A 23946-nucleotide genomic window follows, 5' to 3' on the forward strand; every position below is an offset into this window, starting at 1 on the left:
TTAAGCCTCCAATGCTTGTTTCAAATCTTCAATCAAATCATCCGCTTCTTCGATTCCGATGGACAAACGAAGAAGATCATCTGTCAAACCGTATGAATGGCGAACCTCTGCAGGAATGTCTGCATGAGTCTGAGTGGTAGGATAAGTGATTAAGCTTTCAACTCCGCCAAGACTTTCTGCAAAGGTAAAGACTTGAAGGGAATTCAACAAGTTGGGAATTTTTTTCTCATCTTGAATTTTAAAGGAGACCATTCCACCTTTTCCAGTGTAGAGGACTTCTTTGACCTGAGGGGATGTTTTCAAAAACTCGACCACCTTGCGAGCATTCTCTGTGGAGCGCTCCATCCGAATAGAAAGCGTCTTGAGACCACGGATCAGCAGATAGCTGTCAAATGGGGAAAGAACAGCACCTGTCGTGTTCAGATTGTAAAAGAGTTTGTCATACAAGTCTGCCTCATTTGTCACGACAACACCAGCCAAGACATCGTTGTGACCAGCTAGGTACTTGGTTGCTGAATGAAGAACAATATCAGCACCCTCTTCAATCGGACGTTGATAGATCGGGCTATAGAAGGTATTGTCCACCACGACTTTGGCACCTTTTGCATGGGCCAATTTGGCTAAATAAGCAATATCAAATTCCAACATCAATGGATTGGTTGGTGTTTCAATATAGAGGACATCTACCGGATCATTATCTAGATGGTGGATCAGTTCTTCTTCTGTATTGGCATAGGTGAAAGAGAAACGACCTTCTTGCTCTTGTTGGTTAAACCAGCGGAAAGAACCTCCATAAAGGTCACGAACGGCCAAGACTTTTGAACCAACAGCGAAAATGCTAAAAGCAAGTACGATGGCTGACATTCCAGAGCTTGTCGCCAAAGCATAGTCTGCACTTTCGATAGCTGCCAAAGTCTTCTCCGCTGTTGCGCGTGTTGGATTTTTCGTACGGGTATAGTCAAAACCTGTAGACTGACCAAATTCTGGGTGTTGGTAAGTCGTAGAGAAATGCAAAGGAGTCGTCAAAGCTCCCGTTGCTTGATCCGACTTGATTCCTGCCTGTGCCAAGATAGTATTAATATTGCGTTTTTTACTCATATTGCCCTCCGATAAATATTCAATCTAACTGATTACTATTTTATCACTATTATGAGGAGAGCGGTTTTCCCATTTCCAAGACCTAGCTATAGCTTCAAACTATAAGAAAAGAGAGTGGGACAGAAATCGGTAATTCGTTAGAATTCGATTTCGTCGTCCCACCTCCGCACAGTTGAGTAGAGCTGTAAAAGCTGATGAGATCAGCGTAGTAGAGCCCACTCAACCACTGCGTCTTGCTCGACAATCCAAAAATAATTGAGAGGCTAGGACTTTTGTCCCAGCCTCTCAGGTTTATTTCATTCGGAATTTTTGTCTGAGACGTGTGGCTTGACCTCCGATAAAGCGGTCAAAATATCGTAGCCATAATCCTAAGGCTCCATAAATAGCAACTCCTAATCCGCCAATGACGATGATATAAATCATGCTCGATACACGACCATTTGGTGGGAAAATCCAGCCCAAAATCAAGCCTGCAATCAAGACTCCAAGTAGCATCACCACGGTCAGAATAGAACCAAGTAAGGTGCGCTTAAAGACGATGGTTCGATTAAACTGAGTGATGGTTTGGATCTCTCGATACATGAGAACAATTGGCACCATTAACGCAATGGTCGTTGACAAAAGTGGTCCATAAGAACGAAAGACCAAAATAAATGGAATTTGTAGGACCAATTTCACCACTACACCATAAAAGAAATAGCGAATAGCCTTGCGGTTTTGAAAGAGGGCTTGAATCATTGGAGACAAGACCATATAAAGACCTAAAATAATGGTCTGCAACATCGCTACAATGAAGAGTCCCAATGCTAAGCTATCTGGTTGCCCATAGAAAACCGTATAAAGTGGTTTTGCGACCGCAACTGCACCAAAGGTCGCTGGAAGCAAGAAAGCCAATAACATGGTCAAGTTATCCTGTACGAGCTTCCCAGCAGCTTTTAGGTCACCCTTCACGTAATTCTCTGTCAAAAGAGGAATTCCGACTCCCCCAATCGAAGTCGCTACTGCGATCAAGATCATAGTAATTTTGTTTGGATTAGCAGAGAAATAACTAAACATGACCAAGAGCTGTTTCTGACTATAATCTGTGAACCAGGACATAATATTAATAAAGGTCATCTGGTCGACAATTTGGAAGAGCTGGATCGCGGAACCAGTAATGATAAAAGGAATGGCTTCCCGTATAGTATCGATCAAGAGTGCCCGGGTATCAATTTCTTCACTTTCCTCTTGTTTTTTAAAAATAGATGAGAGCAAGCCTGTCTTTGCAAGGTAGTAAAAGAGAACCAACAAGCTTGCTACCATTCCGATAAAGGCAGCAAAGGTTGACTGCGTAACAGCTTGCACATAATCTCCAGAGCCAATCTTCATAATGAAGAAGGTCGTGAGCAACATCCAGATGACCCGAATGACTTGTTCTGCAATCTGGCTTATAGCGTAAGGCTTCATGTTGTTAAAACCTTGGAAAAATCCCCGAATGACACTCATCGAAGGAAAGATCAAGACAGCCCAAGAAAGGCTCTGCATGATCGGAATCAACTCTTTCCCCCCACCTGAAAGGCTAGCAAAGACAGGAGATAAAAGATACATGAGAATGGCAAATCCAAGGCCTAGAATTCCCATGAATTTCAAGAAGCCCCGAATCAAAGCAAAACTATGATCGGCTTGGTCCCGGGTATTGTATTTGGCTACTTGCTTGGCAACAGCTACGGGTACTCCGGCTGTCGAAATCAAGAGAAACCAAGCATAGATATTGTAGCCCATTGTAAAAAGACCATTGGCTTGTGGCCCATATTTGCCCATCCAAATATACCAAGGAATAATATAAGCAGCTCCTAGCAAACGGCTGATAAAGTTGCTGGCTGTCATCCAGGCAGTCCCGCGAAGCATCTGGGCTTGCTGGTCATTTTGTTCGTGACTCATTGGTGTCCTCTTTCGTTTCTTCTTCTCTTCATTATAAACTTTTCCATGACACTTGTAAAATAGGGACTTTAGGTTTACAATAGTTTTATGATTACAATTGAACAAACCCTCAACATTTTAAAACATGACCAAAATTTCCGAGAAGTTCTAGTAAATGGTGAATACTACTACCATTTAGAAGGAACACGTTTTGATGCCATTAGCTATGATAGCCGTAAGGTTTCTGCTAGCACCCTCTTTTTTGTCAAAGGGGCCAACTTCAAAAAAGAATACCTGGAACAGGCTATTTCTAATGGACTCGGTTTTTATGTCTCTGAAAAAGATTATGAAGTTGGTATTCCTGCCATCCTCGTCAATGATATCAAACAGGCCATGAGCTTAATTGCCATGGAGTTTTATGGGCACCCTGAGAAACAATTAAAACTATTGGCCTTCACAGGGACTAAGGGAAAGACAACAGCGGCCTACTTTGCTTACCATATTTTGGAACAAAGTCACCGACCAGCTATGCTGTCTACCATGAATACAACACTGGATGGTAAAAACTTCTTTAAATCAACCCTGACAACGCCAGAGAGTTTGGATCTTTTTGCTATGATGGCCCAGGCAGTAGCCAATGATCGGACTCACCTGATTATGGAAGTTTCCAGTCAAGCTTATCTGGTGAAGCGGGTTTACGGTCTTACCTTTGACGTCGGTGTTTTTCTCAACATCAGTCCAGACCATATTGGACCGATTGAACACCCAACTTTTGAGGATTATTTCTACCACAAACGTCTCCTCATGAAGAATAGCCAAGCCGTTGTCATCAATAGCGATATGGATCATTTCCAAGTTTTAGCGGATCAAGTCGCGAACCAAGACCACGATTTTTATGGAAGCCAGTCTGAGAATCAAATTGAAACCTCCAAAGCTTTCAGCTTCTCAGCCACTGGTAAGCTAGCAGGCGACTACGATATCCAACTGATTGGCCATTTTAACCAAGAAAATGCTGTAGCAGCAGGTCTTGCCTGTCTTCGTCTAGGTGCGAGCCTCGAGGATATCCAAAAAGGGATTGCTAAGACGCGAGTTCCTGGCCGAATGGAAGTCTTGACTCAGAAAAACGGCGCTAAGGTTTTCATCGACTATGCCCATAATGGAGATAGCTTGAAAAAACTGCTATCAGTTGTTGAAACCCATCAAACGGGGACTATTTCACTGGTTCTTGGATCAACTGGGAACAAAGGAGAGAGCCGTCGCAAGGACTTTGGCTTACTCTTAGAAGACCATCCTGAAATCCAAGTCTTCCTCACAGCGGATGACCCCAACTATGAAGATCCTTTGGCTATCGCTGAAGAGATTAGCAGTTTCATCACGCGCCCTGTTGAGAAAATTTCAGATCGAGAGCAAGCCATTCAACTGGCCATGGCAACAACCAGCAAGCCTGAAGATGCCGTCATTATCGCCGGAAAAGGAGCGGACTGCTACCAAATCGTCAATGGCGTAAAAGAAGAGTATCCGGGTGACGCCACCATCGCTGAACGTTATTTATAATCAAACGATAATCAAACGATAATCAAACGAAACAAGGCTAGGAAGTTTTCCTAGCCTTTATTTTTTTATAAAAATGAATCGTTCTTTATCAAATTCGACAGCTAACTCATACTTCCCATCTTCATTTTGAATGATGTAGCCCAATAAAACTAAACTGTCGACAAAGATGTCTCTGCGCTTTTGCTGGACTTCTTCTTTTTTGAGGAACTTGAGCAAAAAGCTGGTCATATACTTGAGAGCATACTCGGGATTGACATCTCCCAAAATAGCATAGAGCGTTTCTTGCTCCTCTGTCAAAGGGTATTGGTGTTTCACCTTGTAGAAGTAATTGGAAAGGGTCTGTGCATTTCGCGCAAAGTCCGTCTCCTCCACCAAAATCGCTTCATTGGTAGTATTGCGGAGTTCTGTTTGGAAGACCTTAGCTTTTAATTCTTGATAAACTGCACTGTCCTCTCGAACAAAGACCTCTTGATCCAAGTCAACAAGATCAGCTGACTCCAAGAAGGGCAGGTTGAGGGTGTAGCGTTTATTTTCTCGAAGGATGAAGCCCGCTTTGATATATTCCTCCATCAGCTTATCCACTGGTTGATCTGGAAATTGGGCCTTGATTTGCCGCAGGATCACATCGTCGTGCTGATCCAAATAGTTGATCAAGTCCTTGAAAAATGGCTGACGTGTCAAACGTGTGGGATTAATGATTGTAATCATCCAAATACCTTTCTTTAAACTGTAGCTGTGGTGATTGGGCTAATAGACTAGGATTGGTCCCGGGCTGATCTAAAGGAACTGCTAGACCAAGCTCTCTGTAGTAATCTTCCCAAAACGAACTAATCTCTTGTTCTCCTTCCCCAAACTTCATGGGAATGGTCTCAAATATAGGAAGTAGTTCAGCAATGAACTGGGAACAGTAATAACCATCTCCATCCGGATAAAAGGAAGCATTGTAGGGAGACCCTAAAAGGTTTTCTGCCCGCTTTTTGACCTCTGGACAATCAATCCGCGCATAGCGATAAAGGTCATAGACTTTCCCATCTTCAAAGAAATCTTCGGGAGACTGGGCAAGGACACCACCTTCCACCCTAGCATGATAAATAAAGCCGTCTAAAAAGAGAGCCACATGGCTATACTTGCCAGTAGATGCCTGGATGGCCTGTCCCATATCTGACAAGTCCTTTACAAAAATCAAATCACCATTTTCTAGCATGATCTACTCCTAGCAAAAAAGGAGTTTCGACTCCTTTTTAACGATGGGTTTCCCCATCAATCCTTATGCATTAAAGCTTTCAGTCAATTGAGGAACCACTTGTTTCTTACGTGAAACGGCACCTGGAAGGAAAGCATGGTTGTTTTCAAGTTTGAAGTTGAAGGCTGCTTCCACCTTGTCCATATTGGCACCAAGAGCCAAAATTTCTGAGTTTGAGTTGACAATATCTGTAATCATCAAAACAAAGTCAGAGTATCCGTTAGCTGCATTGGCAGCTTGGATGGCTGCTTCAATTTCAGCTTGGCGTTCCAAAACTTCAGCAATATCAACTGTATTGACCTGAGCCACACGAACGTTATTTCCGTTCAATTCAAAAGTCTTGGCATCGATGTCGATCAATTCTTCTGCTGATTTGCTTGCCAAGTTAGTACCAGCCTTGAGCATTGCAAGACCGTATTCTTCCAAGTTGACACCAGCCAATTCAGCCAATTCTGGCGCAATCACTTTATCAGATGGGTGTGTTGTTGGAGATTTCAAAAGAAGGGTATCTGAAATCAAACCTGAAAGCATCAAACCTGCCAATTCTTTTGGTACTGCTACACCGTGTTCTTTGAACATGCGGTAAACGATAGAAGATGCTGATCCAACTGGTTCCAAACGCATGTAAAGTGGGCTAGCAGTTTCGAAGTTAGCCACACGGTGGTGATCCACCACACCGTAAACTTCTACTTCAGCGATATCTGAAACAGATTGTTGGAATTCATTGTGGTCCGTCAAGATGACTTGCTCTGCACCTTCTGCTTTAGCAGATGTGATAACGCGTGGTGCTTCCACACCAAAATAGTCCAATACAAAAGCTGTTTCTTCATTTGGAGTTCCAAGAGCCACTGCTTCTGTATCCAAACCATATGCTTCTTTTGCAAGATAAGCAAAAGCTACAGATGAGCCGATAGCATCTGAGTCAGGATTTTGGTGACCAAAAACAAGAATTTTTGACATATTTCTACCTCTTTATTTCATTTATAGATTCACTCTATTTTAACACGTTTTTCCGTTTAAAGAAAGGGAAGAACAATGCATTTCACTAGAAAAAACAGTTGGGATTGCCAACTGTTTTTCTTCTTTATCCTTTGACCCGTTTCAGGTAATCTTGGTAACTTTCTGTTTCCATCAAATCTTTTGCATTTTGGACCCGTTCTTTTGTCGGTGGTTTCACACCCTCCAATTTGTACGGAATTCCCAATTCACGCCATTTGAATTCCCCCATAGTATGGTAAGGCAGAATTTCAAATTTATCGACATTTTTAAGGGTTTTAACAAATTTTCCAAGCTCGATCAAATCATCATCTCGGTCCGTTAAACCTGGTACCAAAACGTGACGAATCCAGACTGGTTTTCCAATATCAGATAGGTACTTGGCACAAGCTAGAATGTTTTTATTGGTTTGACTGGTCACAAATCTGTGTCGTTCATCATTGATTTCCTTGATATCCAGGAGCACCAAGTCAGTCACTGCCATCAAGCGGTCAAATTTTTCCAAATAACGAGGCGTATTCCGAAAAGGAAGAGCACAGGTATCCAAGGTACAATGAATGCCCAACTCTTGAGCCTTAGTGAAAAGAGCAATCAAGAAGTCAATCTGCAAGAGGGCTTCTCCACCACTGACTGTGATCCCACCTTTTTGGCCCCAAAATCCACGATAACGGAGGGCTTCTTCTAGGACATCATCCACTGTCCGTTCACGGGACTTGTTGGTTTCCATTGCCCAAGTATCTGGATTGTGGCAGTATTGGCACCGCATTTGACACCCTTGAAGAAAAACAATAAAGCGGATCCCAGGCCCATCTACTGCTCCAAAACTTTCTGTTGAGTGTACCATTCCTGTTACTTTTCCATAGTCAACTGTTTCATTTTCCATTGAGGAACCTCTTCTCTTGAAAACGTTTTATGATTTTATTATAACACGATTCCATCTATTTTAAAGAGTTGAAGCTTCTTTTTGAAAAGAAACTGTTCTTTTCAGTAGTTTTCATTGTCCTAGTACAGTTTCCAATATGGGACTATCTGTCCTGTATTTTAGGAGAAAAAAGGAGCCAGCGACTCCTTTTTTAGATCTTTCTTACAAAACACGTTAATGAGTAGTCTTTTTCTTCTTGTTCAAGGCAAGACTCATCGTAGCTACTGCCACTCCAAAAAGAGCTAGATAGCTTGTTTCTTGTCCAGTAGATGGAAGGATTTTCCGCTTGCCTGGTGTCTTGGTTTCTGTTGTTGCCTCTTCCTTGTCGTCTTGCTTCTCATCTTCGTTCTTGCCCTTCTCTTTGCTTTCAGATGTTGAACTCTTTTGTTCATTGGCTTGAGTCTGATGAGGGACTAGTTGAGATCCTGTATTCGATGAAGAAGGGCTGGTTTGATCCGTTGATTGTCCCGTATTTCCTTGTTGATCATCTGTCGGCGTTCCTGAAGTTTGTGCTCCACTAAATTCGATTTGGACCAAAACAGGATCATGGTCTGATGCACGACCGTGTTCCTTCATAAAGGAAGCATTGATATGGACTGGTTCAAACCTTGCTTTGGCTGCCATGTTGTTTGAGATAAAAATGTTATCCAAAACTTGATTGCTTCCACGATAGAAATAGGAATAGCGATCGCCTGCATCATGTTGGTCCATTAAGTTGGTTAGTTCATTGCCCGCAAGGATCTGTGCCGTGGTTGAGAAATCGTAATCATTAAAATCACCCGTCAAAACAAAGGTGGTCTTCGAATTTTGCTTCAAGCCTTCTTGGACGAATTGATGAATGACACTGGCTTGTGCTTCACGAGTTGGCAAGGTATGTTCCACTGCTGGTTGGCTTGCCCCATAAATAGCATCATCTCCGATTTTTGATTTCAAGTGATTAGCAATCACCACAACTGGTTGGCCTTTGAATTCAAACTCAACGGCTAAAGACTTGCGAGTATGATCAAACGATGGGTCATTAGGGGCAATCCGAGCTGGATTTTTAACCAGGTGTCCCTTGTCAAATTGTGCTGCTTCGTTGCTAGTTGCTGCCTCTTTTTTGGCTAAGCTCACGCGTTCTGGATTGTAGAGGATTCCCAAACGAATATTCGAACCAGGCTTTCCTCCGTCAGCGCCATCTACTGGAGCAACTTCCGTATACTCATAGCTCTTGCCACCCAATTCCTTGATCCGATTGGCTAGTTTGCGTCCACTTTCAACACCACTTGTCGTTCCGTCATCCACACTACCATTATTGTCCTGCACTTCGATCAAAGTAATGATGTCTGGATTGTGAATTTCATGGATAAAGGAATTGGCAATCAGCGTCACCTTATCCTCTGGGGTTTCATTTTTGGCATTGTTGGCCGAGAAATTTTCAATATTGTAGGAAGCAATGGTCAGCTTGTCCTCACTTGGTTGGGTTTGAGCTGCTTGACGCTGCAAGCCACCGTCTTGGACTGTCAACTGTTGAGAAGGTTCTAACTTATAAAAGCTATTCCGATACGTTACCACTCCTGTTACGTCTTCTGCAAAGTAATCCTTGGCTTTTGCGACAAACTGATTCCCAACATAAATCGGGATCGTCGCTGTATTTTGCGCATGTGGCCGTAGATTCAGACCTCCAATATTGTTTAAAGGAAGACCTGTGAAATCTTCTCCCAATACATAGATATCTCCTTTGTACTGGGGACCAAGGACATGCGGTTTCTTCACCACCGTGAGCATTCCTTCCAGGCTTTCCCAATAATCGAGAGCATCAGTTTCTGGAGCATAAGCAGTCGGATTAGGCTTCACCTCCGCTGGCATCCCTGCAGTGAGATTCACAGCTTCTGGAAGAGGGGCTGTCCCATCTTTTGTGATCCAAGCATCGACTAACATGGTCACCGTTAAACTATTCGTTGGTTCCTTAAAGGTCTTCCCAGCTCCCAAGGTAACCTCTTCCATATAGCCTTCCTTGACGGTACCAGTGATTTTAACCTTGTCACCGACTTTCACCTTGTATTTGGAAACAACATAAATCCCATCTGAGGTCCGACTATTGCCATCCGATTCAATATCTTGGGCATAAAAACCATAGCGGTCTGTTTTCGTCACCACCACATTTTTGATGGCTACCTTTTGGCCTTCAAGTGGAGAGCGTTGCGATTCCCCTTGAATTTCCCCGATCTTAACCGTTTTCTCCTCAGTATCGTCTGAGGAACTGCTAGATGTCTCTTCTTTATCACTCGAAGCTCTCGTCGTAGCTTCTGTAGTTGTTGTTGTAGCGGAAGTCGAACTATTTGTCGAGCTCTCCTCGCTACTAGTATTCGTCACAAGCGCTGGCTCTGAAGTCGAAACTGTGGTCTCGTCTGCAACTACCGTGAGGGCACTGCTAAAGACCCCCAACTGACTAGCCAATAAGGTGGCTACTGCTAATAATCGAATCTTTTTTCCATGTTCTTTCATACTATTCTCCGTACATAAAAATATTTCCTCTTTTATTATAAGGGAATGACTTTGCGTTTTCAAGCGCTTTCAAAAATATTTTTCAAAAATAAAAACACTTCGACCCAAAAAGATCGAAGTGTAAAATACTTAAACTAAAATCGCCAGTGTCTGATAAGGTTTGAGAATTACCTTTTCAGCAAGCTCTGCATCGTCATAGTTGGACAAGAGCACGCGCCCTGTTTGGTAGTCTTCTGGAATCGCTACTTCGACTTCACTTCCATAGAAATGATTGAGTACCAAGAGTTTTTGACCATCTAAGTGGCGTTCAAAAGCGTAGACTTCTTGACTATCCTCCAATGCTGGCAGGTAGCTTCCTTCTGAAATGATCGGCATTTCTTTACGCAAGCGAATCAATTCTTTATAAAATTTAAAGATTGGACCATCCATTTCCTTTTCAACGTTGATGTCTTTATAGGACTTCCCAACTTTCAACCATGGAGCGCCTGTTGAAAAACCTGCATTTTCAGAAGCATCCCATTGCATAGGCGTACGTGAATTATCACGGGATTTGGCTTGAATGATTTGGAAGGCCTGCTCAGGTGACTTACCTTGATCCAAAAGCATCTGGTAAGCATTGATGGACTCGACATCCACATAATCTGCCATCGAATCATAGTCTGGATCAATCATGCCGATTTCTTCGCCCATATAGATATAAGGGGTCCCACGTGACAAGTGAATGCTAGCTGCGAGCATGGTCGCTCCTTCATTGCGGAAGTTCTTGATATCTACAAAGCGATTCAAAGCACGAGGTTGGTCATGGTTATTCCAGAAAAGGGCACTCCAACCACCACGTTCACTCATTTCCTTGCCCCAAGTGTGATAGAGACGTTTGAGCTCTTCAAAATCAAAGGGAGTAATGGTCCATTTTTGACCATCTTCATAGTCTACTTTAAGATGATGGAAGTTAAAGGCCATAGACAACTCGTGACGCTCCGGTGCCGAATAGAGAACACAGTTATCAATGGTTGTCGATGACATCTCTCCAACTGTCATAAAGCTATCGTCAGCGCCAAAAGTCGCTTCATTCATCATGTGAAGATAGTCATGGACAATGGGTTTATCTGTATAAGCTGGTTTCCCTTCATTTTCAGGGCAATCCACCAAGACTTCATCTTTCCCAATCAAATTGATCACATCGAAACGGAAGCCTTTGACGCCCTTGTCCCGCCAGAAGTTGACCACCTTAAACAACTCCTTACGAACATTGGGATTGCGCCAATTGAGGTCTGCCTGCGTCACGTCAAAGAGGTGAAGATAGTATTTCCCTGTATCTCCAAAAGGAGCCCAGGCAGAACCACCAAATTTAGATAACCAATCAGTTGGTTGGTCCTGAATGAAGAAGAAATCTTGGTAATACTTATCCCCAGCCAATGCCTTTTGGAACCACTCATGCTCCGTTGAGCAATGGTTAAGTACCATGTCTAGCATGAAGTCAATATTATGCTCTTTAGCGACACGGACCATTTCTTCAAAGTCCGCCATATCCCCAAAGACAGGGTTAACAGCTGTGTAGTCTGAAATATCATAGCCATTATCACGCTGAGGACTTGGATAGAACGGATTGAGCCAAACCATATCAACTCCCAACTCTGCTAGATAAGGAATCTTTTCAATGATTCCTCTGAAATCACCGATTCCATTTCCTGTAGTGTCCTTATATGATTTTGGATAAATTTGGTAAACAACCTTTGTTTTATCTAATGCCATTTGTTTAACCTCTTTTTTATCAAAGGGTGGACCGTAACGTCTCCACTCCTTCGCTTATTTCGTTCGATGAGCAATCATGAGAACATCGCCACGCTTAATATCACGTGGAAGATCCCCTTCAACATCTGCTTGGAAATCATCTTGATTGGTAATGATAACGGGCGTCTCAGTGATCAAACCAGCTTCTTTGATAACATTCGTATCAAAGCTAATCAATTGTTGACCAACAACAACTTTATCCCCTTGAGCAACGTGAGCCTCAAACCCTTTTCCATCAAGGCTAACCGTATCCATACCAATGTGCATCAATAATTCCACGCCTTCTTCAGAAACGATACCGACTGCGTGCTTAGTTGGGAAGAGTACTGTCACTGTCCCATTAACTGGTGAAACCAATTCCCCCTGGCTTGGTTCGATGACGACACCTTGTCCCATGACACCTGATGAAAAGACTGGGTCTGTGGCTTGGCTAAGCGGTTTAACTTGTCCATCAAGTGGGCTCACCAGTTGGACTGTTTTTACAAGGGCTGTTGGTTCTGTATGAGCTGCAAATTCTGGTTCTTCTTGAGCCGCAAACTCTGCTTGAAGCTCTGTGCTATCTTCTGTTTTTGTGAAGAGACCAGCCTTGCGGAAGAAGAAGGTCAAAGCTATAGGAACTACTACCGCTACAACCATAATCATTGCGAACGGCAACATATATTGTGGTTGAATGGATAGAATCCCTGGCAGCCCACCAATTCCGATAGATGCTGCTGTGATGTTAAAGGTAACAGAGAGAAGACCGGCGATAGAAGAACCAATCATTCCTGCTACGAATGGATAGATGTACTTGACATTGACCCCAAAGAGGGCTGGTTCTGTCACACCAAGATAGGCTGAAATTGTTGCTGGAAGAGAAATCTGAGCTTCCCGTTCATCATGACGGTGCATGAGGAAATAAGCAAAAACAGCTGAACCTTGAGCAATATTTGAGAGGGCAATCATTGGCCAGAGACCTGTGCCACCTGCGTCCGCAATCAATTGGGTATCGATGGCATTGGTCATGTGGTGAAGACCTGTGATCACAAATGGCGCATAAAGAGCACCAAAAATAGCACCAAAGAGCCATTTAACAGGTCCTGTTAAACCAGCAAGAACAACGGTTGACAGACCTTGACCGATTGACCAACCAATTGGACCAAGAACCGTATGGGCCAAGATAAGAGCTGGAATCAAAGACAAGAAAGGTACAAAGATCATTGACACCACTTCTGGAATGTGTTTGCGCCAGAAGATTTCAAGGTAAGAGAGGGACAGACCAGCAAGCAAGGCTGGAATAACTTGCGCCTGATACCCAATTCGATTAACCGTGAAGAATCCAAAGTCCCACACCCAATTCTTAGCAATTTCTGCAGCAGGTGTTGAAGCAACGGAATAAGCATTTAGCAATTGTGGAGAAACCAAACAGATCCCCATAACAATTCCCAAAATTTGACTGGTTCCCATCTTACGAGAAACAGACCAAGTGATCCCTACCGGTAAGAACTGGAAGATGGCTTCACCTGGTAACCAGAGGAAATGGTTAATTCCTGCCCAAAATTGAGAAACTTCTGTAATGGACTTACCATTTAACATCGACCAATGAACGCCCTCAAGGACATTACGGAAACCAAGAATCAATCCCCCAACGATCAAGGCTGGAATAATCGGTGTAAAGATTTCCGCCAAAGTTGTCATAACCCGTTGGACAGCATTTTGATTGCTCTTGGCTGCAGACTTAGCTGCTTCTTTTGAGACTCCTTCAATCCCAGACACGGCTGAGAAATCATTGTAAAAAATTGGTACATCGTTTCCGATGATGACTTGGAATTGACCTGCATTGGTAAAGGTTCCTTTCACCGCAGGGATGGATTCTATGGCCTTGATGTTGGCTTTCTTCTCATCTCCTAGTACAAAGCGCATCCGTGTCGCACAGTGGGTCACGGCAGTGACGTTTTCTTTGCCTCCGATTGCTTGGAGCAGATCCTTAGCTTCTTGTTCAAATTTTCCCATTTGATACACCGCTAGCTTCAGCTAGCATCTCCTTATGTTTATTTGTTGATCTCCATCAACTGACAAAACCAATTGTAAACGATCCCAAACTTGTCTGCAACTTGTTTGTGGTTTTTTTGCTATATTTTTGATAAAATTTAGGGTGTTGTATGTAAAAAAACAGACAAGCGAGTCCAAATCATGAAAAAATACCAACAAATCTATCAAATTTTAAAAGAACAAATACTAGAAGAAAAATATCTAGTCGGGGATTTTCTGCCTAGCGAGAACGACTTAAAAGAGCACTACCAGGTCAGTCGAGATACCATCCGTAAGTCCCTCAATCTCTTGCAGGAGGAAGGCTTTATCAAGACTGTTCAAGGAATGGGATCGCAAATTTGTAGGCAAGCTCACTTTGACTTCCCTGTTTCCCAATTAACCAGCTATCAAGAAATCGTCAAAGCTTCTGGTCTTCGCTCAGAAACTAATGTCATTCGTTTGGAAAAGATCAGTATTGATGAAAAAGGAGCTAAAAAGACAGGCTTCCCCCTTCACCGTTTGGTTTGGAAAGTAACCCGACAACGGGTAGTGGATGGCGTCGCTTCTGTCTTAGATATTGATTACCTAGACAGAGAGCTGATCCCTGGCCTAACCAAGGAAATTGCCCAGCACTCTATCTACCAATATATAGAAGAAGACTTGAAATTGCAGATTGGCTATGCAAAGAAAGAAATTTTGATTTCACCAATCGATAATCGCGACAAAATCTTACTGGATCTTGGAAAAGACCAACACGTGGTAACGGTCCGTTCCCAAGTTCACTTAGCAGACGGACGCCAATTCCAGTTCACCGAAAGCCGACACAAATTAGACAAGTTTCATTTTGTCGACTATGCAGAGCGGAGGAAATCATGACCACCCGTCAAACGGGTGGTTTGTACCAGGGCTATAAGCCCAGATAACTAGCCAGCGCCTAAAGACGCTGGCTTTCACTTTGTTCAAGCCTTATTGCATTTGACTCGTCACAGACCTCTCAAAGAGGTATACGTACTACTTGCCACTATCCCTAAAGGGATCTTCATATTCTTTTACACTCAACTTATCTAAAGCAATATCTTTTCGCTCTTGTTCCTGAATGTATTTCTTTATTGTGGCTTCGTTGAGGCCAACTGTACTTACATAATATCCCTCTGCCCAAAAATGTCGATTTCCAAACTTATATTTCAGATTGGCGTGTTTATCGAACATCATTAGAGCGCTTTTACCTTTTAAATATCCTATGAAACTTGTAACACTAATTCTAGGTGGAATGCTTACCAACATATGAACATGATCTGGCATTAAATGGCCTTCGATAATCTCAACACCTTTATAACTACATAATCTATGGAATATTTCTCCCAAACTACTTCGATATTGATTATAGATCACTTTTCGTCTATACTTAGGGGTGAACACAATGTGATATTTACACATCCATTTTGTGTGTGATAAACTATGTGCTTTTTGAGCCATATTTTTCTCCTCTCGCTTTACAATTGGCTTGAACACCTTAATTGTATCGCGTTTGGAGTTTTTTTGGTATAACCTTCGATGCGCACCCGCATAGCGGGTGGTTTTTTTGTCTCGCACCTAACGGAGCGAGACGGACTGAAAGTCACATAAATAATTGAGAGGCTAGGACTTTTGTCCCAGCCTCTCAATTATTTTTGGATTGTCGAGCAAGACGCAGTGGTTGAGTGGCCTATACTACGCTGATTTCATCAGTTTTTACAGCTCTACTCAACTGTGCGGAGGTGGGACGACGAAATCGAATTCTAACGAATTACCGATTTCTGTCCCACTCTCTTTTATTTTATCCTAATACCAATTCATCACTCACCAGGGTTTCACCACTGTTTTGTTGGAAAAGGCGCATCAAATCTTCAACCGTTAGGTTTTTCTTTTCTTCTCCTTTGACGTCGACAACGATTTTGCCTTGGTAGAGCATGATCAAGCGGTTGCCGTATTCAATGGCATGGTTCATATCATGCGTAATCATCAAGGTTGTCAAATCATGGCTTTCCACGATCTTTTGTGTCAATTCCATGACCATTTCACTAGTCTTAGGATCGAGCGCTGCGGTATGTTCATCCAGAAGCAAGAGTTTGGGTTTGACCAAGGCTGCCATGACCAAGGTCAAAGCTTGACGTTGCCCACCAGACAAATATTGGGTATCCACCTTGAGGCGGTTCTCTAAACCAATATTTAATTCCTTCAAGGCTTCACGGAATAATTCGCGATCTTTCTCCCGAACTCCCCAGCTCAAACCACGAGATTTCCCACGACGTTGGGCAATCGCCATATTTTCTTCAATGGTCAAACGAGAAGCTGTCCCCATCTTAGGATCTTGGAAGACACGCGCAATATCTTTCGCACGCTTACGAACACTCGTATTTTTGATGGAGTTACCTTCTAGCAAGATATCCCCTTCATCCACAACTAGATTTCCTGCCAAGATGTTCATCAAGGTTGATTTCCCAGCTCCATTTCCACCGATGACCGAAATGAAGTCCCCTTCTTCTACTTGGAGATCCAAGCCTTTTAAGACATGGTTTTCATTGACTGTGCCTGCTTCAAATGTCTTATGAATACCTTCAATTGATAATAATGTTGCCATACTTTTCTCCTACTTATTTCCTAACTTCAATCCGCGAACACGAAGACGTTTTTGCGCCTCAGGAGCGAACAAGACAATCGCGAGCAAGATCGCATTGAAGAGACGAACCATATTTTGATCGAGATTTGGGATCTCATAAATATTTAAGATAATCAAACGGTAAACAATGGCTCCAACCCCGATGGAAAGCAAGCGCCAACCAATGGTCAATTCGTGGATCAAAACTTCAGCGATAATCACAGCACTCAAGCCGACTACGATCGTCCCTGTACCAGAAGTCACATCTGAGAAACCATCATTTTGTGCAAACATGGCTCCACAAAGGGCAATCAAACCATTGGAAATCATGTAGCCCAACATCTTCATGTTATCTACATTGACCCCATTGGCCTCACTCATTGGAATGTTATCACCAGTCGAGCGCAAAACCAAGCCAAGTTGCGTCTTCATTAAGAGAGTTAACAAGATACAGACGATGATCAAGCAAGAAATGCTAATCAAAAAGACAGCTTCTTCATTAGAAAGACCTAATTTCATCACACTCTTGAAAATGGTACTAGAATCTCCGATAGAAAGGTTAGGAACCCCTCCCATGATTTTGATATTGATAGAGTAGAGACCCGTCAAAGTGACAATCCCTGTCAAGAGGGCTGGAATTTTCATTTTTGTATGGAGAATTCCAGAGACCAATCCTGCGATCATTCCGGCTAGGAAGCCTAAAAAGGTTGCAAGCCAAGGGTTTCTTCCTGCTTGAATTTGGGAAGCTACAACTGCTGCCCCAAGTGGAAAGGCGCCTTCTGCCGTCATGTCGGCAATATCTAAAATTCGAAATGTTAAGTAAACACCGATCGCCATGATCGACCATAATAAACCTTCTGATAAACTTGATAAAACGAAATTCATCTCAAACCTCCTATTTTTCTACCTTCAACGAGCTAATATCAATTCCAAGCTCTTTAGCCATCTCTTTATTGGTATGCAATTCTAATTTTTCAGGTGTTTCAACTGCGACTTTCCCAGGTTTCTCACCCTTCATGATGCGAATGGCCATCCGAGCAGCTTGTCTTCCCAATTCCTCATAATCGGTACCAAAGTTGTACAAACCACCAGTAGCCACCATTTCAGCAGATCCACCAAAAACTGGTACCTTATGACTGATGGATACCTGTTTGACAGTGTCTATTGTAGAAGAAATGATGTTATCCGTCGGAACAAAGACGATATCTGCTTCTGACATGATACTGTCTGCTGCAGCTTTCACATTGTTACTATCGATGATGGTTTTTTCAACCACTTGATAGCCTTTAGCCTCTAAAATCTTCTTCGCATTGTCTTTTTGGACGACGGAGTTAGGCTCACTTTGCGTATAGAGGATCCCAACTGTTTTTGCCGTTGGAAGTACTTGCTTAATCATGTCTACCTGTGTAGAGATCGCATCTTCTGACTGGTCACTTGTCCCCGTGATATTTCCACCTGGTTCCTTCAAGTTTTTCACCAATTTCGCTGCCAATGGATCGGTCACAGCTGAGAAGACAACCGGAGTTGTTTTAGTGGTATTGGCCAAACTTTGTGCAGAAGGGGTTGCAATCGCAAAGACTAGATCACTTTCTTCCGCTAATTGTTTGGAAATGTTTTTCAGATTTCGTTGCTCTCCTTGAGCATTTTGGAAATCAATCTGGATATTTTTCCCATCCACATATCCCTCTTTCTTCAATTCATCGATAAAGCCTTTCCGTGTCGCATCGAGAGACTTATGGGTGATGTACTGGGAAATCCCAATCCGAAAGACATTATCCTTTTTAGCATCCTTCAGATGGTGTAAGGTCACCAATGATGTTAACAGAAGGCCTACGACCAAAACTGGCGCCAGTAATTTTTTGACTACTTTCATTTAAAACTCCTTTTCTGCAAAATAAATAAAAAATCCGCTTAGATCATTCTCTAAACGGATGCTTGAAATTCTCCAACAAGTTACAAAACCTCGGTCCATTTAGATACTAGCTCTATGGACCATCATCAAAAATCTTAGCCACATAGATACAAACAAATTGCTTGGGTTGTTTGCATCCATGAGATCATGTCTACAAACACTATCTAAAGTAGCTAAAGTAAAATTTTTGAATTGAAATGGCTTGTTGCTTCATGTTTATTTATCTGCTTTCTTTATTTATGGGTATTATCTTACCTTAATTTTTTTTTGCTGTCAAGACTATTTCAGAAATTTTTAAAATTTTTTGAAAATTCAACTAGCCCTGACAAGAAAAAAACAGAGGCTGGAACACGTCCAGGCCTCTATTTTCTAATCTTCTTTTGATTTGGTTTCTTCATCTTCTTCGACGATTTCAGAAATTTCAACTTTCACCTTGGTCACACGACCGTTTTTCACCTTGTCATTAGTCAAGATCAAGTGTTTCTTTTGACTATCGACTTCACAGCTGAGGCGTTCTTTCAAGGATGGAATCCGCCCAACTTCAGTCAAATAATACCCTGCAATAGTATCCACATCATCACTTTCCAACTCAACGCCAAAGTATTCATTAAAGTCGTTTAGTGACATAGCTCCTTGCACGACATAAGTATTATCCCCAATTTCAAAAACATCAATTTCAGCTTTGTCAGTCTCATCGTCAATTTCACCGACGATTTCTTCCAACAAGTCTTCGAGGGTAACCAATCCAGACATCCCACCGTATTCATCGAGCAGAATGGCCATTTGATTTTGCGTATTACGCAATTCCTTCAAAAGATCATCCACAAAAATGGTTTCTGGAACAAACAAAGGTTCTTGTAAAATCTTTCTTAAGACAATATTATCAAAGCCATTGATAAATCCTTCGTTCAAGAGACGTTTGGTATGGATGAGGCCGATGACATTGTCCTTGTCATCATCATAGACAGGAATCCGTGAAAAGTTTTGCTTGAGGATACTTTCAATAATTTCTTTGGTATCATCATTGATATCAACCATGAAGGCATCTGTCCGTGGGACCATGACTTCACGCGCTACCATTTCATCTAATGAAAAGATCCCTTGGAGCATCTCAATCTCGTCAGCATCCAGTGTTGCTTCACTATTGGTCAGCATATACTCGATTTCATCCCGCGTCATCTTTTCATCCGGATCATCGAATTCCATTGGCGTGATACGGCTCAAAAGGTTGGTCGACGCTGAAAGCAACCAAACAAAGGGGCTGACAATTTTTCCTAATAGAATCACAATCGGAGCTGTTCGAACAGCCAACTCATCTTTCAAGTTCATAGCGATTCGTTTCGGATAGAGTTCGCCAAACACGATCGAAATATAAGTCAAAAATGCTAGAGATAAAAAGCTTCCAGTTGCCAGAGCCGTTTTGGTATTGCCCATCCATCCAGCAATGACATGTCCAAGGCTATCCGCAAGACTCGCCCCAGATAAGATGGTAATCAAGGTGATCCCCACCTGAATAGTGGATAAGAAATGGTTGGGCTGTTCCAAAACGCTAAGAAGACGAATATATTTTTTATCCCCTTCTTCAGCTTTTTGCTCTACACGAGAACGATTCAACGATACCATTGACATTTCAGTCGCCGAGAAAAAGGCATTCAACAATGTCAAAACAATCAATAAAATAAATTCCAGTAAAATTTCCTGACTGCCAGGGTCTTCCATGGATAATTTCCTCCAGTATATAATATTGTATATTATACCACAAAATAGGAGAGCCTGCATTCTTATATTCATTTTCTTTTTTTACCATCAAAAAATCAGGAACAGGTCCTGATTTTTTAATGTGGATAAATTGTTTTTTCACACAAAATAACTTAAGTGACGCTTAAAACAATATATACTATTAGTGTTATTCTAACCTACACTGAAACTTTCCGCCGTGAGAAAAGTGAGGCTGGGACAAAAGTCCTAGCCTCTCAATTGTTTTTGGATTGTCGAGCAAGACGCAGTGGTTGAGTGGGCTCTACTACGCTGATTTCATAAGCTTTTACAGCCCTACTCAACTGTGCGGAGGTGGGACGACGAAATCGAATTCTAACGAATTACCGATTTCTGTCCCACTCTCACTCGGGAGTTTTGAGAGTAAAACAGTTTGGGAAACTGTTTTAGCCTGAACCTAAAAATTAAAAAGCGAAGGGGTACAAAACAAATTGAACACGTGCTGCGGATCGTGATTTAGTCATGGAACTTCCTGGATTTCTGAAATCATCCACTGGAAAATTTCACCTGACGTCCGTTCTCACCTAAGGAAAGTTTCTAGGAAGACTTTGTCTTTAGTATTATGCACTGGTGAAATCATAAAAGAAGGCATTGAGTTTTTCAACCAGCTCAAGTGAGGATAGGCTACTTGTACAGATAAAGGGTTTTTTCTTTAATTCTGGCATCATAAAATTAGCTACCACAACGTCTGCATCCGAAGCTTCAATATCTTTCACTGTCAGATTGTATTTGATCATCTGTGAAAATTCGAAGTTATCTGTACAATAGAAATTAAGGAAATCAATCATAGATTTGGCATGGTGATCGTCAAAACGACTAATGATCAAGACCTTAATCGATTTCCGACGACGCAATAACTGCGGTAAGAGACGCTCCCAGTGGGTGTAGACCGTATAAATCATATGCTTGAGGATCTCCTCATTCAAATCATGCTTCATGGTCTTCATATAAGTAATCAAATGATTCTTCAAATCATCATAGAAAGCTGGGAAAATGCTCATAAAGTCTTCGTTTGTATTGGTTTTAATATCAAATAAGAGAAATTCAGAGAATAATTCTCTGCGAACTAGGTGAGACGTATTATGGACGTGCATTAACATCTCATCTAAATTTTCAATTTCTAAATCATAGGTATAACAAAGATCCTTAAACATATCTTTGATAAAGGTTGTGGAATTTTTAGCATATTCATCTGTCTTAGAAGCTTCAATCAAACTTTCTGGACTAAAATAGAAATTCTCTTGAATAAAGATAATGAAGAATTGTTCCAGTACTTTTTCATTTAACTCCACCCCCAGTTGTAAGCTAAAATAGCGCAACATCTCCTCGACATTCTCCACTCCTTGATACAACTCCTTATATTCATCAAAAGTGGTTGGCATATCAATAAAATAGCCTTGCTTGATCCGAGATAGATATACTGTCAAGAGCACTTTATAAGACTTGATAACAGAGAAGGTCAGTGGATAACCATAGAGCTTGAAGAAAAAAGTGATTAAGTCCGTCACGGCATTCTCTTTAAATTCAGGAAAAGGCCACTCCATGTAGTAATTCCGCTCCGCAAAGTACTGAGCATAAAAGAAACGAACATCCGTTTCATCTCCAATAAGATTCAAGGGATTAAGATTAATCTTCACATTGTATTTCGTTTGCAACTTTTGATTAATGGTCCGAATTAAGCGATAAAAAGATTGATAGCTGAGATTAAACTTCTTACAAATAAATTCATTGGACACATCCTTATGAAAAAATAAATATTCGATCAATGCAAATGCTTGCGATTCTTTATAAAAGTGATGATAAACTACTTCTAGTCCAATAGAATCCTCGTAAGCGATTTTGATTCCGTTAGTGGAAGATTCAATCAAAAATTCATCAAAGGTACTACGAAGATTGGATAAGTCTTCTTTTAAAGAACGTTCTGTACAGTCTAGTCGGGTTGCCAATTCTTTTAAGTGGAACCATCTTTTTTCTTTAATCAAGATTTCCAATAATTGTAATTGGCGTCTTTGTTTTTTCGATAAGAGGAGTCTCATCTTTTTCAACCTTTCTTCATAATTTTTTCAGAATCATTTTTATTTTAACATATTTAACAGAAGTTGTAGTTTTTTTTCTGCAACATTTCAAAAAATAGATAAAAAACTCTAAAGCCCAATTGGGCAATAGAGTCTAAGATTTGTTAATAATTCCGAATTCTTCTTTCTTCTTCTGCTCTTGGGCCGCACGATGGTTATCATATAAATTCACCAAGAATTTCACAATTTCTTTCCCAATTGAATAGACGGGGATGGCGACCACCATACCAATAATTCCGTAGATATTACTAGAAAGCAGTAAGAGGACCATAATGGTAATCGGGTGAACTTTCATCACGCCTCCAACGATGCGAGGATAAAGAATATTTCCATCGATCTGCTGAATGATCAACATATAGATGACCGCTTTAATCATCATGTCCATATCTGTGAAGGCATAGGTAATGATCATCGGAATCAAACCAATGGTCGGCCCTACATAAGGGATGAGATTGGCAAGCCCAGAAAAGATAGCAAAAACCAAAGCATACTTCAAGCCAATAAAACTATAGCCGATATAAGCTAGTGTTCCAATGATCAAAGCATCGATCGAAATACCACTAATGTAGCGGGAGACCGTTTCATTCAAACTAACCAAGAGGCTTGAAATATGGAGTTTGTCATTACGTAAAATGGTTCGCTCTAACATCGGCAATAACTTCTTCCCATCGACCAAGAAATAAACCAGGAAGATCGGTGTCATGATTAAAATAAAAACCGTATTGACAATAGTGTTAACTACACTTCCCAAGCTGTTTGTGACACTATTTAAGAGATTTTGAAGGATATCCATATAAGAGAGATTCAATTGTTGAATCGTTGATTGGATATTAATATTTTGAAACAAAGGATTGGTCGATAGTTTTCGAACCAAACTTTGGACTTCCCAATACAATCCTTGGGTCGAATTGATCAAGCTAGTTAACTGATTAATCAAGATTGGGAGCAGATAAAAGATTCCTAGACCAATGATACCAAATAAGAGAACCAAGGTAATCAAAATTCCAAACACACGCTTGATTTTTAAGTGTTTTTCCAACAATTCAACAACCGGATTGGTAATATAATATAAAAAGCCTGCAATTAAAAATGGTAAGAGGATGGTATTCAGAACAGATACAAATGGCGAAATCAAAGTCCCCATTGATTTCCAAATATAGAAAATCACCGTCAATAATAAGATCTCACATGTCCAGAATAACAATTTACTATTTCGAAACATTCCCTACCTCCTGTTTTCTATTCTACCATATTTTATGATAGAATTTCAAACAGCATTTATTAGAGTATATTAACAGTCTGTAACCTTAATTTAATAACATTTTTCAGCTTTTAATGGTTCATTTAACATCATTAGATCACTCCCCAAACTCCGCAAATAACTGAACAAAAAAACGACCCTCAAGGGGTCAATCATTTACGAGTTCAGCAGGCAAGATCTAGCACCCTCACACGGTGCTTTTTTTATCTTCAAAAATGGTAGGTGTCCCACCTCCTACCGCAGAATAATCTGTTTCAAGGGGAGATGGAAAACCTACCACATAT

18 protein-coding genes are annotated in these 23946 nt (G+C 41.4%); 2 read left to right on the forward strand and 16 right to left on the reverse strand.

The window, feature by feature from the left end:
* Positions 1 to 1098 carry a cystathionine gamma-synthase gene (locus HMPREF0833_RS04795; RefSeq protein ID WP_013903965.1) on the reverse strand — a complete coding sequence of 366 codons (1098 nt, stop codon included), beginning with the start codon at positions 1096 to 1098 and terminating at the stop codon, positions 1 to 3.
* A gap of 291 nt (positions 1099 to 1389) precedes the next feature.
* A complete protein-coding gene (locus tag HMPREF0833_RS04800; protein WP_003014575.1) occupies positions 1390 to 3018 on the reverse strand; it encodes a putative polysaccharide biosynthesis protein in 1629 nt (542 codons plus the stop codon).
* An 87-nt stretch (positions 3019 to 3105) separates the two neighbouring features.
* Here HMPREF0833_RS04800 and HMPREF0833_RS04805 point away from each other — a divergent pair, with 87 nt between their 5' ends.
* Positions 3106 to 4551 (forward strand): UDP-N-acetylmuramoyl-L-alanyl-D-glutamate--L-lysine ligase, encoded by a 1446-nt coding sequence (locus HMPREF0833_RS04805; protein WP_013903967.1) that lies wholly within the window; start codon positions 3106 to 3108, stop codon positions 4549 to 4551.
* Between the two features lie 57 nt (positions 4552 to 4608).
* On the opposite strand, the gene HMPREF0833_RS04810 is transcribed toward HMPREF0833_RS04805, so the two are convergent.
* The 7 genes from HMPREF0833_RS04810 to treP form a co-directional block, all read right to left on the reverse strand.
* The gene (locus HMPREF0833_RS04810) at positions 4609 to 5259 is read right to left on the reverse strand and encodes a DUF1803 domain-containing protein (RefSeq protein ID WP_013903968.1); all 651 of its coding nucleotides are present in this window, start codon (positions 5257 to 5259) and stop codon (positions 4609 to 4611) included.
* Positions 5243 to 5755: a YiiX/YebB-like N1pC/P60 family cysteine hydrolase gene (locus HMPREF0833_RS04815; RefSeq protein WP_013903969.1), complete on the reverse strand. Its 513-nt coding sequence runs from the start codon at positions 5753 to 5755 to the stop codon at positions 5243 to 5245. Before HMPREF0833_RS04815 ends, HMPREF0833_RS04810 begins: the two co-directional genes overlap by 17 nt.
* Before the next feature lie 63 nt (positions 5756 to 5818).
* On the reverse strand, positions 5819 to 6754 hold the full coding sequence (locus tag HMPREF0833_RS04820; RefSeq protein ID WP_003005572.1) for a manganese-dependent inorganic pyrophosphatase: 936 nt from the start codon (positions 6752 to 6754) through the stop codon (positions 5819 to 5821).
* A gap of 124 nt (positions 6755 to 6878) precedes the next feature.
* A complete protein-coding gene (pflA, locus tag HMPREF0833_RS04825) occupies positions 6879 to 7673 on the reverse strand; it encodes a pyruvate formate-lyase-activating protein (RefSeq protein ID WP_003017660.1) in 795 nt (264 codons plus the stop codon).
* Positions 7674 to 7886: 213 nt separating this feature from the next.
* Entirely contained in the window at positions 7887 to 10199 is a 2313-nt protein-coding gene (locus tag HMPREF0833_RS04830) for an endonuclease/exonuclease/phosphatase family protein (RefSeq protein WP_013903970.1), read from the reverse strand.
* A gap of 129 nt (positions 10200 to 10328) precedes the next feature.
* A complete protein-coding gene (gene treC / locus HMPREF0833_RS04835; RefSeq protein WP_013903971.1) occupies positions 10329 to 11951 on the reverse strand; it encodes an alpha,alpha-phosphotrehalase in 1623 nt (540 codons plus the stop codon).
* A gap of 54 nt (positions 11952 to 12005) precedes the next feature.
* Positions 12006 to 13982, reverse strand: a complete 1977-nt coding sequence (gene treP / locus HMPREF0833_RS04840; RefSeq protein WP_013903972.1) for a PTS system trehalose-specific EIIBC component — start codon at positions 13980 to 13982, stop codon at positions 12006 to 12008.
* A 180-nt stretch (positions 13983 to 14162) separates the two neighbouring features.
* Between treP and treR the strand changes: the two genes are divergently transcribed.
* Positions 14163 to 14876: a trehalose operon repressor gene (treR, locus tag HMPREF0833_RS04845; protein ID WP_013903973.1), complete on the forward strand. Its 714-nt coding sequence runs from the start codon at positions 14163 to 14165 to the stop codon at positions 14874 to 14876.
* 135 nt (positions 14877 to 15011) lie between these two features.
* Here the strand turns inward: treR and tnpA are convergent, their stop codons facing one another.
* The 7 genes from tnpA to HMPREF0833_RS04880 all read right to left on the reverse strand — a co-directional run bounded on the left by tnpA (position 15012) and on the right by HMPREF0833_RS04880 (position 23623).
* A complete protein-coding gene (gene tnpA / locus HMPREF0833_RS04850) occupies positions 15012 to 15476 on the reverse strand; it encodes an IS200/IS605 family transposase (protein ID WP_041818345.1) in 465 nt (154 codons plus the stop codon).
* Between the two features lie 340 nt (positions 15477 to 15816).
* Entirely contained in the window at positions 15817 to 16620 is an 804-nt protein-coding gene (locus HMPREF0833_RS04855; protein WP_003005034.1) for an ABC transporter ATP-binding protein, read from the reverse strand.
* A 9-nt stretch (positions 16621 to 16629) separates the two neighbouring features.
* A complete protein-coding gene (locus HMPREF0833_RS04860; RefSeq protein WP_013903975.1) occupies positions 16630 to 17523 on the reverse strand; it encodes an ABC transporter permease in 894 nt (297 codons plus the stop codon).
* 10 nt (positions 17524 to 17533) lie between these two features.
* Entirely contained in the window at positions 17534 to 18511 is a 978-nt protein-coding gene (locus HMPREF0833_RS04865) for an ABC transporter substrate-binding protein (RefSeq protein ID WP_013903976.1), read from the reverse strand.
* Positions 18512 to 18919: 408 nt separating this feature from the next.
* Positions 18920 to 20269 (reverse strand): hemolysin family protein, encoded by a 1350-nt coding sequence (locus HMPREF0833_RS04870; protein WP_037608034.1) that lies wholly within the window; start codon positions 20267 to 20269, stop codon positions 18920 to 18922.
* Positions 20270 to 20886: 617 nt separating this feature from the next.
* The gene (locus HMPREF0833_RS04875; protein WP_013903978.1) at positions 20887 to 22362 is read right to left on the reverse strand and encodes a M protein trans-acting positive regulator PRD domain-containing protein; all 1476 of its coding nucleotides are present in this window, start codon (positions 22360 to 22362) and stop codon (positions 20887 to 20889) included.
* Between the two features lie 133 nt (positions 22363 to 22495).
* The gene (locus HMPREF0833_RS04880) at positions 22496 to 23623 is read right to left on the reverse strand and encodes an AI-2E family transporter (protein ID WP_013903979.1); all 1128 of its coding nucleotides are present in this window, start codon (positions 23621 to 23623) and stop codon (positions 22496 to 22498) included.
* Between the last annotated feature and the right edge of the window lie 323 nt (positions 23624 to 23946).

It is taken from the genome of Streptococcus parasanguinis ATCC 15912 (assembly GCF_000164675.2).
Taxonomy (GTDB): Bacteria; Bacillota; Bacilli; order Lactobacillales; family Streptococcaceae; genus Streptococcus; species Streptococcus parasanguinis.